Annotated in this window: 15 protein-coding genes and 1 tRNA gene; 15 read left to right on the forward strand and 1 reads right to left on the reverse strand. The window is 39.8% G+C overall.

Translation table 11 applies throughout. The annotated features are described in order from the left end of the window. The first annotated feature begins 21 nt into the window (after positions 1-21). The 10 genes from AC04QZ_RS01470 to AC04QZ_RS01515 all read left to right on the forward strand — a co-directional run bounded on the left by AC04QZ_RS01470 (position 22) and on the right by AC04QZ_RS01515 (position 9,469). Positions 22-1,209: an alginate lyase family protein gene (locus AC04QZ_RS01470; RefSeq protein WP_478356286.1), complete on the forward strand. Its 1,188-nt coding sequence runs from the start codon at positions 22-24 to the stop codon at positions 1,207-1,209. A 1-nt stretch (position 1,210) separates the two neighbouring features. Next, positions 1,211-2,383 carry a glycoside hydrolase family 88 protein gene (locus AC04QZ_RS01475; RefSeq protein WP_478356287.1) on the forward strand — a complete coding sequence of 391 codons (1,173 nt, stop codon included), beginning with the start codon at positions 1,211-1,213 and terminating at the stop codon, positions 2,381-2,383. 2 nt (positions 2,384-2,385) lie between these two features. Further along, a complete protein-coding gene (locus AC04QZ_RS01480; RefSeq protein ID WP_478356288.1) occupies positions 2,386-3,510 on the forward strand; it encodes a glycoside hydrolase family 18 protein in 1,125 nt (374 codons plus the stop codon). A gap of 37 nt (positions 3,511-3,547) precedes the next feature. Then, the gene (locus AC04QZ_RS01485; protein ID WP_478356289.1) at positions 3,548-5,014 is read left to right on the forward strand and encodes a glycoside hydrolase family 30 protein; all 1,467 of its coding nucleotides are present in this window, start codon (positions 3,548-3,550) and stop codon (positions 5,012-5,014) included. Positions 5,015-5,034: 20 nt separating this feature from the next. Further along, positions 5,035-5,859, forward strand: coding sequence for an SDR family oxidoreductase (locus tag AC04QZ_RS01490; protein WP_086545895.1), 825 nt, complete (start codon positions 5,035-5,037; stop codon positions 5,857-5,859). 47 nt (positions 5,860-5,906) lie between these two features. Continuing rightward, on the forward strand, positions 5,907-7,076 hold the full coding sequence (gene uxuA, locus AC04QZ_RS01495) for a mannonate dehydratase (protein ID WP_478356290.1): 1,170 nt from the start codon (positions 5,907-5,909) through the stop codon (positions 7,074-7,076). 207 nt (positions 7,077-7,283) lie between these two features. After that, positions 7,284-7,517, forward strand: a complete 234-nt coding sequence (locus AC04QZ_RS01500) for a hypothetical protein (RefSeq protein ID WP_086545897.1) — start codon at positions 7,284-7,286, stop codon at positions 7,515-7,517. A gap of 230 nt (positions 7,518-7,747) precedes the next feature. Next, a tRNA-Arg gene (locus tag AC04QZ_RS01505) sits at positions 7,748-7,821 on the forward strand. Positions 7,822-7,965: 144 nt separating this feature from the next. Continuing rightward, positions 7,966-8,664 (forward strand): DUF1826 domain-containing protein, encoded by a 699-nt coding sequence (locus AC04QZ_RS01510; protein ID WP_478356291.1) that lies wholly within the window; start codon positions 7,966-7,968, stop codon positions 8,662-8,664. A 100-nt stretch (positions 8,665-8,764) separates the two neighbouring features. Further along, positions 8,765-9,469 (forward strand): DUF92 domain-containing protein, encoded by a 705-nt coding sequence (locus tag AC04QZ_RS01515; protein ID WP_478356292.1) that lies wholly within the window; start codon positions 8,765-8,767, stop codon positions 9,467-9,469. Between the two features lie 23 nt (positions 9,470-9,492). On the opposite strand, the gene AC04QZ_RS01520 is transcribed toward AC04QZ_RS01515, so the two are convergent. Further along, the gene (locus tag AC04QZ_RS01520) at positions 9,493-10,452 is read right to left on the reverse strand and encodes a phytanoyl-CoA dioxygenase family protein (protein ID WP_478356293.1); all 960 of its coding nucleotides are present in this window, start codon (positions 10,450-10,452) and stop codon (positions 9,493-9,495) included. Between the two features lie 167 nt (positions 10,453-10,619). Here AC04QZ_RS01520 and AC04QZ_RS01525 point away from each other — a divergent pair, with 167 nt between their 5' ends. The 5 genes from AC04QZ_RS01525 to AC04QZ_RS01545 all read left to right on the forward strand — a co-directional run bounded on the left by AC04QZ_RS01525 (position 10,620) and on the right by AC04QZ_RS01545 (position 15,328). Further along, positions 10,620-11,309, forward strand: a complete 690-nt coding sequence (locus AC04QZ_RS01525) for an aspartyl/asparaginyl beta-hydroxylase domain-containing protein (protein WP_478356294.1) — start codon at positions 10,620-10,622, stop codon at positions 11,307-11,309. Then, on the forward strand, positions 11,306-12,262 hold the full coding sequence (locus tag AC04QZ_RS01530; protein WP_478356295.1) for a hypothetical protein: 957 nt from the start codon (positions 11,306-11,308) through the stop codon (positions 12,260-12,262). The genes AC04QZ_RS01525 and AC04QZ_RS01530 overlap by 4 nt, the downstream gene beginning before the upstream one ends. 364 nt (positions 12,263-12,626) lie before the next feature. After that, on the forward strand, positions 12,627-13,571 hold the full coding sequence (locus AC04QZ_RS01535) for a bifunctional UDP-sugar hydrolase/5'-nucleotidase (RefSeq protein ID WP_478356296.1): 945 nt from the start codon (positions 12,627-12,629) through the stop codon (positions 13,569-13,571). Positions 13,572-13,618: 47 nt separating this feature from the next. After that, entirely contained in the window at positions 13,619-14,173 is a 555-nt protein-coding gene (locus AC04QZ_RS01540; protein WP_478356297.1) for a phage tail protein, read from the forward strand. Beyond that, complete coding sequence (locus AC04QZ_RS01545; protein ID WP_478356298.1) at positions 14,174-15,328, forward strand: ABC transporter substrate-binding protein; 1,155 nt, start codon at positions 14,174-14,176, stop codon at positions 15,326-15,328. The last annotated feature ends 7 nt before the right edge of the window (positions 15,329-15,335 follow it).

Raw genomic sequence — 15,335 nt, forward strand, 5'->3', positions numbered from 1 at the left:
TCCAGACCAAATATATAACCAATGAAAAAATTCATCCCCTATGCATTATTAGTGCTGCTCTGTTTTACCGGGACAGCATTTGCTTCCCTGAAACCCGATCCGAAAGGAACGGATTTAAAAAAACAGGCAGCGGCTTTATTAAAAAAACAGATTTTGGCCGGGGCAGCCTGGGCCATGCAACAAAAACCCATTACCGTTACGGCATCATCTTCGCCAAGAAGTGCTGGAGGGAAACATGATTTCTTCTCCGAAGCCGATTATTTCTGGCCCGATCCGCAAAACCCGGATGGCCCTTACATCAACAGAGATGGACTCACCAACCCCGATAACTTCCTCGACCATCGTAAAGCAATGGTCCGTTTTAGTAAAATCATTGGTGCACTGGCCTCTGCCTATAAAATTACCGGCGATGAAAAGTATGTTAAACAAGCTGTTAAACATTTTCAGGCCTGGTTTATCAATGCGGAAAGCTTGATGAATCCGAATCTGCTTTTTGCGCAGGCCGTAAAAGGCAAATTTACAGGCCGTAATTATGGTATTATCGATACCATTCATTTAATGGAAGTGGCTCAAGGCGCATTGGTGATGGAAAAAGCCAAAGCATTTGATAAGGAAACTTTAAAGGGTGTGAAAAAATGGTTTGCCGATTATACTTTATGGTTAAATACCAGCAAACCCGGCATTCAAGAGAAAACCGTAAAAAATAACCACGCCACTTGTTGGGCCATGCAAGTGGCTTCATTTGCCAGATTATGTGGTGATGAAAACATGCTCGATTCGCTGCGTAGCAGTTTTAAAACCATTCTGTTGCCAAACCAGATGGCTACTGACGGCAGTTTTCCTTTAGAAATGGCCAGAACAAAACCTTACGGTTATTCGATCTTTAATCTTGACGCGATGACCATGCTTTGCCAGATCTTGTCCACACCAAAAGATAACCTCTGGACTTTTGAAACAACTGATGGCAAATCCATTAAAAAAGGGCTGAACTATTTATATCCATTTATCGCCGATAAAAACAAGTGGACCTTAAAACCCGATGTAATGTATTGGGATAACTGGCCGGTAGCGCAACCTTTTTTGCTGTTTGGTGCAGTACAATATGATCAGGCCAATTGGTATCAAACCTGGGCAAAATTAGACCATCAGCCTCAAGTAGAAGAAGTAATTAGAAATTTACCTATCCGTAACCCATTAATCTGGTTATAATATGAACTTAAAAATAACAATAACTGCGCTAAGTGTATTGTCTTTCAGTATAGTAAAGGCGCAAAAAACAGATGTAAAAAAAGCTTTTGCATCAGCAGCGAAACAAACAGAAGTATTGATTAAAAATGTTGATTCGGCCAGAAAAGTGAAACCTAATCTGGTTTCGCCACGGACTGTAGAAAACGGCCAGTTTAAAATGGTGGTTTCGAAAGACTGGACCAGTGGATTTTTTCCTGCAGAATTATGGTATTTCTATCAATATACCAATGATAAGAAATGGCTCGATCTGGCTAAGAAATATACAGAGGATATTAAAAAGGAACAATTTAACAAAGGAACTCACGATTTGGGTTTTATGATTTATTGCCCATTTGGAAATGGATACCGCCTGACAAAGGATCCGGCTTATAAAGACGTAATTATTCAGGCGGCAAAATCATTGTCTACCAGATTTAACGCTAAAGCAGGGGTGTTAAAATCGTGGGATCACAATGGCGATAAGTGGAAGTATCCGGTAATTATTGATAACATGATGAACCTTGAACTGTTATTCGAAACCACCAAATTAACAGGCGATTCATCATTCTATAAAATAGCGGTAACACATGCCAATACCACCATAAAAAATCATTTCCGACCTGATTTCAGTTCTTATCATGTGATCGATTATGATACTTTAACAGGCAATGTGCGCCAGAAAGTAACCGCACAAGGTTATGCGAATGAATCGGCATGGGCACGTGGACAAGCCTGGGCGCTGTATGGATATACCATGTGTTACCGTGAAACTAAAAACAAAGCATATTTGGCTCAGGCCGATGGTGTTGCGGGTTTTATCTTGAATAATAAAATTACCCCTGCTGACGGCATTCCATATTGGGATTATAATGATCCAAAGATTCCTGAAGTATCCAGAGATGCATCTGCTGCATCAATTACAGCTTCTGCACTTTACGAGTTGGCAAAGTACAGCAGCAATGGTAAAAAATATAAAGCTGCTGCCGATAAAATTTTAAATTCACTCAGCACAAAGTACACCAGTAAGATAGGCGCAAACTATGGCTTTATTTTAGAACACAGCACAGGGCATCGTCCGGCGAAATCTGAAATTGATGTGCCGATCAATTATGCCGATTATTATTATTTGGAAGCTTTGCTAAGAAGTAAAAATTAAAAATGAAGCGCACATTAAAGTTATTCATCGGCGCAATCCTCGCCGCTGGTGTGCTGTTAAGCATGCAGCCAGACCATTCAGCCCAAAAGAAAGTGGTTATTGGTTATGTTGGCGGTTATAGGGGTTTGGTTGATGTGCAGAAAATTGCTGCAGAGAAACTTACCCATATCAATTATGCCTTTGTTGATGTAAAAAACAACCGTGCTTTTTTACATCGTGAAGCGACTGATACCGTTAATTTTCGGCAGTTAAATCAACTTAAACTTAAAAATCCTGACCTTAAAATTCTGATTTCTATTGGTGGATGGGCCTGGAGTGAAAACTTTTCGGATGCTGCACTTAGCGATACTTCACGTAAAGCTTTTGCCGAAAGTGCTGTTAAAATTATAGAAAAGTTTAAGCTGGATGGAGTAGATATTGATTGGGAATATCCTGGCATTGCGGGCGAGGAAGGTAATGTTTTCAGACCGGAGGATAAGCAGAATTTTACTTTGATGTTGAAAGAACTCCGTTTAGAACTGGATACTTTGGAAAAGAAATATCAGTCTAAAAAACTGTTGACTATTGCTGTTGGTGGTTTTAGCAATTTCATTCGCCATACAGAGATGGATAAAGTACAGCAATACCTGGATTTTGTAAACCTGATGACCTACGATTTCTATAATGGCGATTTCGCAGGACATCATACCAATCTTTATAACTCAAAAAGCCACCCGGCAGAAAATTATGCTGACAAAACCTTCCGTGAGTTTGCCGCTGCCGGTGTTCCTGCCGAAAAGCTGGTGATGGGAATTGCTTTTTACAGTCGTTCTTTCACCCTTAAAGAAAGCGCTAAAAATGGTTTAGGCGATTCTGTTTTAAAAAGCAGGTATGGAAAAGGATATACTTTTTTAAAAGATAGCCTGATCAATCAGAAAGGCTTTAAAAAATATTACGATAAAGATGCTAAAGCTTCTTACCTCTATAACGCAGCAAGCCGTGAATATATGACTTACGATGACGAAAGATCGGTAAAGGCAAAATGCGAATATGTATTGAAAAATAACATGGGTGGAGTGATGTTTTGGGAGTACGATTCTGATTTAAATGGCTATTTGCTCAATCAGATCAATAAAAGTTTAAAATAATTCAGGCAATCTGAGGTAGAAAATAAATAATATAATCATGAAACAGAATCTAAGCATCCTATTGATTTTGGCAACGGCATTTAATGTGGCTGCTCAGAATAAAAAAGGGGTTAAGCCAGTACAAACTTATACTGTTGCCAACAAAAAGGTAACGGTTTACACGACGGCAGAGAAATCTGAATATCGCATCAGTAAAACCGAAACATTAAGTTTTGCGGTGAATAAGCAACCTTTTGAAACAGAGCCCTGTATTTTTGTCGATCCAACGGTAAAATACCAAACCATGGTGGGCATTGGAGGTGCTTTAACCGATGCTTCGGCAGAAACATTTGCAAAGCTGTCCAAAAAAAATCAACAGGAACTTTTAACGGCCTATTATAGTCAGGATAAAGGGATTGGTTATACGTTGGCACGTACCAACATTGCCAGTTGCGATTTTTCGAGTGGAAGTTATACCTATGTGCAGGACAATGATCAGGCGCTTAAAACTTTTAGTGTGGCACACGATGAGCAATTTAAAATTCCTTTGATTAAACAGGCTATCGCTGCATCAGGAGGTAAATTACCTTTGTTTGTAAGCCCCTGGTCGCCACCGGCATGGATGAAAGATAATAACAGTTTAATCCAGGGCGGACATTTATTGCCTGCTTACCGTCAAAGCTGGGCCAATCACTATGTGAAATTTATCAAAACCTACGAGGCTATGGGCATTCCGGTTTGGGGTTTAAGTGTTCAGAATGAGCCTATGGCCAAACAGAAATGGGAATCTTGTGTATTCACAGCCGAAGAAGAACGCGATTTTATTAAAAACTTCTTAGGTCCAACCTTACAGCAATCAGGTCTTGCCTCAAAAAAACTCATAGCCTGGGACCATAACCGCGATCAGATTTTCCAAAGGGCCAGCACCATTTTAAATGATAAAGATGCGGCTAAATATGTTTGGGGTATCGGTTTTCACTGGTACGAAACCTGGACAGGCAGCGGAATGCAGTTTGGTAATGTGAAACAAACACACGAAGCTTACCCGGATAAAGCGCTGATTTTTACCGAAGGATGTAAAGAAAAATACGATGTAAATAAACTCGATGACTGGACTTTAGGCGAGCGTTACGGTTACTCGATGATTAACGATTTTAATGCCGGAACAGCCGCCTGGACTGATTGGAACATTCTTTTAGATGAAAAGGGTGGACCAAACCACGTTGGTAATTTCTGTTTTGCTCCCGTACATGCCGATACAAAGAATGATAAATTGATTTATACCAATGCCTATTATTACATGGGACATTTTTCTAAATTTATCCGTCCGGGAGCCAGGAGGGTTGGGACAGCATCAAGTCGTGATAAATTACAATCAACAGCGTTTTTAAATACCGACGGCAAATTGGTGGTAGTGGTGATGAATCAATCAGATGACAAATTAAAATATAGTTTATGGATTAAAGGTGAAGCGGCAACAACAAGCAGTTTACCACACTCCATCACAACTTTAGTAGTAGAATAAACTTAAAAAGAACTAAACAAATGGTAAAAGAAGTAGAAAGCCTGTTTTCCCTAAAAAACAAGGTTGTAGTGGTTACCGGTGCTACAGGCGTTTTGGGTGAGGCTTTTATTAACGGTTTGTGCGCCGCGGGTGCTGCAATCGTTGTAATTGGAAGAAACGAAGAAATCGCTAAGCAAAGGGCAGAAGATGTAATTAAAGCGGGTGGTAAAGCCATTTACATTATTGCCGATGTACTGAACGAGCAGAATTTAATCGATGCAAATGTAACCATCATTAAAGAATTTGGGCGCATTGATGCCCTGGTGAATGCAGCCGGAGGCAATGTGGCTGAGGCCGTAATTCAGCCCGGTAGTGATGTTTTCGATCTTAATGTGCCGGCTTTAAAGCAGGCTTTCGATTTAAACCTGTTCGGCACGATTATGCCAACGCAGATTTTTGGTAAAGAAATAGCCAAAAACGGCGGGAGCATCGTGAATATATCGTCTGTTTCGGCCACTCAGGCACTTACCCGTGTATTGGGTTATTCGCTCGCTAAAGCAGCTATTGATAGTTATACCAAATGGATGGCTGTTGAACTGGCCAACCGTTATCAGGATAAAATCAGGATGAATGCCATTGTACCTGGTTTTTTTATTACGAACCAGAACCGGGCATTGTTAACCAACGAAGATGGTTCTTTAACCGCAAGGGGACAGGCCATCATTTCTAAAACCCCCTTCAAAAGGTTTGGAGCCCCGGAGGAATTAATTGGCGCTTTAGTATATTTGCTCAGCGATGCCTCTAAATTTGTAAATGGCGAGAATGTTAAAGTGGATGGAGGATTTACAGCATTTTCAGGCGTTTAGCGATCAATATAATCAGTGTAATCTTAAAATCTGTGTAATCATATACAATGAAATATAAAAAATTAGAACAAACCTGGCGTTGGTATGGTCCGAACGATCCGGTTAGCTTACAAGATGTTAAACAGGCAGGCGCTACAGGTATTGTAACCGCACTGCATCATATTCCACATGGCGAAGTCTGGCCATTAACTGATATTCAGGAAAGAAAAGCCATTATCGAGGCCGCCGGTTTAACCTGGTCGGTAGTAGAAAGTGTTCCAGTACACGAAGCGATAAAAACGCGCAGGGCAGATGCCGCACAGTATATCGAAAATTATAAAACCTCTTTGCGTAACCTGTCGGCCTGCGGAATTAAGATCGTATGTTACAATTTTATGCCGGTTTTAGACTGGACCCGTACGCAACTGGACCTGGAAATGACCGACGGTTCGAAAGCCCTTTATTTTAACTGGATTGATCTGGCCATTTTTGACCTCTATATTTTGAAGCGGGAAGGTGCGGAAGCAGATTACTCGAAATCTATTTTAGATAGAGCTGAAGCTAAATATTCGACTTTAACAGAACAGGATTTAGCTAATCTTCGTGTTAATGTGTTAATGGGGATCCCAAATGAAAAAGAAATCGAACTGGAGACCTTGCGCAACAGTATTAACGAATATAAAGCCATTGGAACACAGGGCTTAAAAGAAAATTTGAAGTTTTTCCTGTCATCTATCGCAGAGGTTTGTACAACAGAAGGTATTAAGATGACCATCCATCCTGACGATCCTCCTTATGCTATTTTAGGTTTACCAAGGATTGCAAGTACACTCGAAGATTTTAATTATATCATTAAAGAAGTAGACCAGGCTTTTAACGGCGTTTGTTTCTGTACAGGCTCATTGGGTGCCGGAATGGGAAATAATGCTTTAGAAATCTTTAATGCGGTGAAAGAGCGTGTTTATTTTGCGCATTTGCGTAACGTTAAAAAAGATGAAGATGGTAGTTTTTACGAAGCAGACCATTTAGGTGGTGATGTAAACATGTACGAAATCATGAAGGCCTTATCAGAAGAAAATGCACTACGTGATAAATCAATTCCTTTCCGCCCGGATCATGGTCACCAAATGCTGGATGATTTGGCCAAAGTAACCAATCCGGGTTATTCAGCTATAGGCAGATTAAGAGGTTTAGCCGAATTAAGAGGCTTAGAAATTGGCGTAACAGGCAATTATTAACCCAGCATATAGAAATTAAATAACCGGCCGTCACCCTGAATTCATTTCAGGGTCTTTCCAAAATGCGCACAGATAAACCCTGATTTATTTGTGCGCATTTTTTTATTGTCCACCTTTCGCCAACCGTTATTCTTCACAAATACACCGCAATTGCCGAAATTTTAACTCACCTTTGCTTGTGGCTTGAAATTTGAGTCTCTTAAAATTATGGAAAACAGCAATAATCCCATGAAGAAGATTTTAACACCTTCTGTTGTACACGATGATTTACCAGAGGTTAAAAAGCCTGAGCATTTGAGGAAAGTGTCTCCTGATCACGACAGTACTTTGCCCGAAAACCCGGAAAGAAATTATCACCACGAAGAATTAAAAAGTATAACCTCCAGTCATGATGAAATTCGGCATGCCGATGATGACATTTGGAACGGAGAAGACGCTTAATTAAGCATTGATTTGATTTTTAGCGTAGCTGCTCTGTATTAATGATGCAGAATTGGGTGAGAAATAACGTTTTTTACAGGCTGAAATCGAATTTATTTAGCGTGGATTTAATTTTAATTGCTTCGTTCTTAAATACTTATTTGAAATGCGAAAAGTAGCTTTTAAATAGTTTAAAATATATTTTTACATATTAAATAGAACTTCTATATTTGCAGCTCATTAAAAAATGAGCCTCGGTAGCTCAGTTGGATAGAGCAACGGTTTTCTAAACCGTGGGTCAGGGGTTCGAATCCCTTCCGGGGTACATTTAAAAGCTTCTAGTTAAAAACTGGGAGCTTTTTTTATTTCTGGCGTAAAATTGACGAAGAACCGCTATGCCTGAGAAGCATTCTCACTTTGGAATAATCCTCGAGATATGAGCATTTATAGCTAAATTATTGAATTAGAAATGGATAATAGATTTGCTGACAGCAAACAAATTGCGGTGGTATCCACTTTTTCTCAGCTATTGGATACAGATTTTTATGGAGATCAAAACGCCGTTTGCTGGAAGCGGGAGCTGGTTGGCGATTTTAAAGAAATTGTATCCAAATTAGAGTTGAAAGATAACCTGACGGAAGTTTCCATGGAAGACCTACATGCGCTCAGCCTGTCAGAGGCAGGTTGTCTGGCCAGAACAGTGATCTTAAGTGATTTTCAGTTGTTGGCAGATTCAGGCGCATCACCTTCGCTTAATTTAATCAAGAGTTACGATCGGGATGAAGAACTGGATTTTATTTCGACAGATGTATATTCTTTTCATGTAGACCGATCGCCCATTGGCACCGATACTTTTTTATGTACCTATTATGGTGCTGCCAGTGAAATTATAGCCAATCATCAGGCCGAACAAAAAATACTGGTCCCGGAAATCCGGCAAAAGCTTAAAGAACTGCATGAAGGTCCGGATGCTGAATTTCAAAATTTTTTGATGGAACATTATTTTGACCTGCATTACCAGGCTAAAGCTGGTGCAACTCCTGTAAACCTGGGATTGGGCCATCTGTGGAGACTGGCAGTAGATCATCCTGAAAAACAGTGTTTACCTTGTATCCACCGGGCACCGATTGAAAAAGAAGGGGAGTTTAGGCTGCTACTAATTTGCTAAAACGGGCTGGTTAATATGCTCAGGCAATTTTTAATCAATAGTCACCTCGTAATAATTCCCATGTGCTGTTTCTTAAGCAGAATTCAAATATATTTGCGATATGTTCAATAGCGGCATCTTGTTGCCAATCATCATTATTGCTGGCATTGCTTATGGCATCTTGGCCAAAAAACTGACCATTTTGGCTGCTTTTACAGGTGGAATTCTGGCCTGTGTTATTTTCATTGCGGCTGGTTATACCGGCGTTGCCATGATGAGCACCTTTTTTATCCTGGGTTCTGCGGCAACTTCCTGGCAGCAGCATAAAAAGCAGGCTTTTGCCGTTAAAGTGGAAAGTAAAAAAGGCCGTAATACCGCTCAGGTCCTGGCCAATGCCGGTGTTTCAGCTATTGCGGGGGTCGTAATGATAGGTTACCCACAGCTGACTGATTTAATGTTGCCTGCAATGGCAGCTGCTTTTGCCTCGGCTACTGCTGATACCCTGTCTTCTGAACTGGGGATGGTTTACGGGAGACGGTTTTTTAATATAATCACCCTCAAACCTGATCGTTGCGGAATGGATGGGGTGATCAGTCTGGAAGGAACTTCGATCGGTATTGCCGGAAGCTGCATGATTGCAGTCGTTTATGCATTGGGTTTCGGGTGGAACATCAGCTTTTTCTATATCGTTCTGGCAGGTACGTTCGGAAATCTTACCGATTCTGTATTGGGGGCTTTGTTTGAGCGAAAGGAAATCATCGGGAATAACATGGTCAATTTTTTAAATACATTGATTGCGGCATTGATGATGTTGTTGATACAATAAGGCAGCAACCTGAAATAGCCAGATCAAAGTACTTCATTAAAACTCACGTACTGCACAAATCTGGGTAAATCAGAATGATTGGGACTTGCAGCATGCGGAAGTGACTGCAGCCAAACAATTAAATCACCTTTTTTACCTTCAACCGGAATTTCTAAACCTTTATTGCGCAAAGCCGAAATGGCCGCTTCGGGATCGCCATAATGACTCAGGTATTCATCAATCTGGTGGTGGAAGCCTGGAATAACAGTAAAGGCGCCCCGGTTAGCAGGAACATCGTTTAAATACAATAAGCCCTGAATGTAATACCTCGGACCTGTTTGAAAATCGATATCCCAATGTAGCGGACTTCCTTTAAAAGAAAAATATTGATTCACAGGCGGATTATAACTCACTTTCTCTGCATTGGCGAAGATGTTATGATGCTTGTACAAGCTGCTGAAAACTTGCTTAATCTGTGGATGGTTACGAATGTGGGCAATAGCTTCATCCTGATATTTTTGCAACATTAATCCTTGCAATAACTCGTGTTGCGGGTACCAGGTTTGGGGATCAGTTAAATCAATGTTTAAGGTTTTACAGATGAGTTCGCATACTGCATTGCAATCAGACTCATTCACTAATCCTTCTATTTTAAGGTAACCATGCGTATTCCAAAAAGCATGTTGCCCGGCAGTTAAAACATTCAGGAAATCGGTTTTATGAGGATTGTTAGTGAGGTGCTGCTGTTCATCGAACTGGACTGAAGCGGTATTAAAAAAGTCTTGCCCTTTAAGGTCGATAATCCAATGCTTAAAATGGTCCGTATCTATGCATTTGGTATATAAAAAATCGTAAACTTCAAATAAACCCAGTTGAAATATATTTAAAAAAATCTGCTCTGCTTTGATAAAAGATTCATCCTGTTGTTTTTGTGGGTGTTTAGGGTGATGGTGTAACCGGTAAATTTCAAGAAAAGCAGAAATAGAAATTAAAGAGTCGTGCATAAAGATTGAATCAAAGGAAATCAGGTAATACTAAGATTAAAATTACAACTTTAGAAATGGCTTTAAAATAAATCCAATGAAAGATGCGGCGTAAAGTCCGATAAAAAGCAGATTAAATATTTGCGCAATAAAAAACACTTAGCTAATATTACAGAAACATTTCAGCTTTGCTAAAGTACATTCAATTTAACCAGGCCTATAACATTCAGCTGCTCAAAAACGAGCTCGCAATTGCATTACAGCAAGAGTGGGTTGATCATTTCAACAGGAAGGATTACGAAGGGAACTGGCAAAGTATTGCACTCCGCTCTGGCAGTGGAAAGGAAAATGATATTTTAGCCAACTATGGGGTAGATCAGTATCGGGATACGCCTTTGTTAAATCAACTTCCTTATATTAAATCAATCATCGAGGAGTGGAAGTGCCCCAAAGAAACCATTCGTTTGCTCGCATTACATCCCGGAGCGGAAATTAAGCCCCACAGAGACCGTGGCTGTAACTACGAAGCAGGAGTGTTAAGGATACATATTCCCATTCAAACCAATAATCGGTTAAAGTTTATCGTGGGCGAAGAGCAGTTGAAATTAGCAGAAGGTTCTTGTTGGTACATCGATTTCAATCAAACCCACAGTATCATCAATGATGGCGAAAACGTTCGGGTTCATTTGGTTATAGATGCCTTAAGAAATGAATGGACTGATTCTTTGTTTGAAGCCAATGGTTATAAACTAGCTGAAGAAAATCAAGGTCAGCCCTTAGATCCGGCTACCACCTTAAAAATGATTGCAGAATTGGAACAAATGGATACGCAGGTGGCTAGAGACCTGGTTGTGCAATTGAAAAAAAGCCTGGAATGAGCGCATTAATCAACTGGATTCCGTATCAACTTCTTTATAAGGAAAATGACTGGCAGCTTTTGTGGCTTGATTTGCAGGAAAAGCATATTGAAGAACCTTTTTTTGATGAGACGATAAATCTTTGCCGCTTTCGGATGAAAGAGCGATCGGCTTATTTGCCAGCAAGTAACCTGGGGTTTTTGGAAGAAGCAGCGAAGCAGATCGATTCGATAACACCAGATGCATTTATCTTTCATGTTTCGCGATGTGGCTCCACTTTATTATCGCAGGCTTTGGCTACAGCCGAAACAAATATCGTTTACGCAGAAGCTCCTTTGTTAGATGAGCTCTTAAGAATGAATGAACAAGATCCTTCGGTAAAAGAAGCACAGCAAGAATTTTGGTTTAAGTCAGCAATTACCCTGATGGGCCAAAAGCGTAAAGCGCAGTACACCAAATTATTTGTGAAACTAGACAGCTGGCATATTCACTTTTATTCCTTGTTAAGAAAATGGTATCCAGATACGCCATTTTTTTTCCTTTCCAGAGAACCCGATGCGGTTATTGCCTCACACTGCAAAAGGAGAGGCATACATGCTGTTCCGGGTATGGTTAATCCTGGAATTTTAAAGGTTAGGATACAAGAAAAGCATTACCAGGACTTTAATTTATTTACAGCAGAAGTACTGGCTAATTATTATAAAGCTTTAGCGGAGATTCTGTTGGTCAATCACCCCAAAAATACTTTTTATGATTATGACTGGGGCGTAAACCAGATGTTATCGCACTTTTTGAAAGTAATGCAGTTGGATGATGCTGCCTGTGAAAAAATGAAAACGAGGTTAAATTATCATAGCAAAAATCCTGATGAAAAGTTTAACGGAGATCGTAAACCAACAATGGCCAGTTATTCAGATGCCAGCACTGCTTACGGAAATCTTTTTAAACAATTAATAAAGCCTGATGATCAATAAAGAAAACCAAATCACGCCGGTCAATTTTAAATATGGTCGAATCTAATTTGATCAATTGTGTAAACCCATTTACACACTTACTAGTAGTATGCCAAAATGTTTTTTTTGTAGTATTTTGTGTACTCACTTATGTGGCTGGACATGGGAGAAAATGACATATTTTCTATGTTTTTGCAGTTATTGACATATGTCAATAGTTAAAAAATGCCGTTTTTCGTCTACTAAAAGAGGGGTTTGGTATACTATTTTAATTGTTTTGTCTACTGAATGACGGAGGAGTGTATAAATCTAAGCTTGTAGTATTTGTACTATAAGTAAAATAGTCTCATCTTTATAGTAACAAACATCCCATTACTCAATTTTTATGAATACCAATAGACGCTCTTTTCTAAAGAGGAACGTCTTGTTAAGCAGTAGTCTTTTATTGGCCGGACCAATTGATTCGCTCGCTAAAGCAAGCCGTTCTATCTATACCAAATCTGTAAACCAAAAACAGCTTAATATCATGTATAGCAATGATATTTGCGGCGCTGTTGATTCAACTGCTCAGGGATTTGGCGGCTTAAAGTCCTTACAAACTACCATCAATAACGAACTGGTTTCTACTTTATTGTTAGATGCTGGAGGATTTTTAAATTTTAATCGAAATAACCATGCCGAAACCCTTCAGTGGATGAATAAGGTAGGTTACCATGCGGTGAATCTTAGTGCTGCAGATTTAAAACAAGGGATTGATGCTTTTGCCGATTTACTTCCGCACATGGCTTTCGATTTGTTAAGCTGCAATTATCATTTCGAACACCCGAAATTGCAAAAAGCGGTAAAAAGCTACCAGGTAATTACCTATGGCAAATATAGAGTAGGGGTTACAGGTGTCGGAGAATCGGTTAACATCACCGGTTTAAAAGTGTCTGATCCAACCGCTGCATTAAATAAGATGGCCAGATTCTTAAAGGAAAACGAAGCATGTGATTTAGTGGTTTGCTTATCTCATTTGGGTTTTGATTCAAAGACAAAACAGAGCAACAGGCAACTTGCTGCTGATACCAGTTTGGTAGATCTCATTATCGGAGGAAATGTTTCAGCAGGTAAAAATCAACTTTATGTACTTCGCAATAAAGAAAAGAATGAAGTGCTGTTGGGTACAAGTCATAAAGGATTACAGTCGGTGGCTCAATTATCCTTTGATTTTGCTGAAGAAAAAGCCAGTAGCAGTTTAGCCTTTAAAAGACATATTCCAGGTATCTCAAACAGAGAAGAAATGCATGTTGTTTTTTCCGACCTGAAAAAAATAGAGAAATCTGTATAAAAATATTAAATCTTAATTAATCAAATCTTTACCAAAAAACAAATACCATGGATCCACCATTTTTAGGAATTATTGCCCTATTCGGGTTTAGTTTTGCCCCAAGAGGATGGGCATTTTGTTCAGGGCAGCTTATGGCTATTGCTTCAAATCAAGCTCTTTTTTCATTGTTAGGCACAACTTATGGAGGGAATGGGCAGAATACTTTTGCTTTACCAGATTTAAGAGGCAGGGTAGCTATGGGGACAGGGCAAGGACCTGGTCTTAGTCCACGTACACTTGGTGAAATGGCAGGGGTAGAAACTGTAACCCTAATCAGCACTCAAATACCACAGCATACTCATACCGTTGCTGAACCAGCAGTTACTTCTTCAGGAACATTAGATGTACCTTCGGCAAGTGTAATTCTTTCTGCTTCTCCGAAAACAGGATCAGGCCCTAATGCAGTATCTCTTAAAACCTATTCAGATGTGGCTGCTAATGCTACACTTAAACCATTTAATACAGGGATTGCAGGAGGTAGCCAGCCACATGAAAATATGCAGCCTTATTTGGTTTTGAATTATAGTATTGCGACCGAAGGTATTTTTCCATCCCGAAACTAAATGAACAAACCACTTAAAATTGGTTTTTTGATGCCTTATTCAGGAGTCTATCCGTTTTATGCACAGCATATTACGGCCGGATTTCTGTGTGCGGCAAGTAAAATGTCTTATGGCATTGCTGATTTTGCCTTTATGCCAACCTATGTTGGCCAGGGCGGAAATAAAGCCATTTTAGAAGCGGCACAAAAACTTGTCTTTTTTGACGGGGTAGATGTGCTTATGGGGATGATCAGCCCTAAAATATATCCTGAGCTGAAACCGATATTAGAAAATCATAATAAACTGGGTTTATTCTTTGATTTCGGAGAATCAGTGCCAGCCTCAGAAGGATATGGCACGAATATCTCCAGTCTTTCAATGGGGCTCTGGCAAAGTGAATATGTGCTCGGGCAATGGGCCACTAAAGAATTTGGACCAAGAGGCCTGATGATATCACCACTTTACGAAAGTGGTTTTAATTTAGGAGCATCTTTTTTAAGCGGAGTTGGTTCTGCCGGGGCAGATCAACTTAGAAGTACTGTGCTTCCCGAAAATCAAGCCAATAAAAACAATCTGGATTTAAGCCATTTTTTTAATGAAATAGATGTAAATACACCAGATTATGTACATGCCATTTTTGTTGGACAAATCGGAAACGAATTCCTTAAACAATGGAAATCCAGCAAGTTTAATAATGTAATTCCTTTAGTCACCGTAGAAAACATGGCCTACCCCGATATGCTGGAAGATATAGGTCACCTTGGATTAAACTTTTACAGTGCTTCTTCCTGGAGTAAGGAACATAGAACAGGAACTAATCCGGCCTTTGTGCGGGATTTCGAAAATTTTGGCAAACAACAAGCCAACCTGTTTGGGATGCTTGGCTACGAAGCAGGCTTAATGCTAAGCCGAATGAAAGCACAGCTAACCATCGGCAATGCTTCAACAGCGGTAATCGAATTTAATCAAAGTGGAACAATAGGACCAAGAGGGTTACTTCATTTCGGCAGCCAGGAACAACAAAGTTTTCCATTGATCGATATTGTGAAAATCAATACGACCAATAAAAAAAATAACGCAACTATAATTTCTCAGGGTACCGCTTTGGGATACGATATATCAACTGTTTACAGCGAAACTGAAAGCGGTTGGGAAAATCCATATTTATCAGTCTAATTAACGC

The organism is Pedobacter folensis (assembly GCF_056490665.1).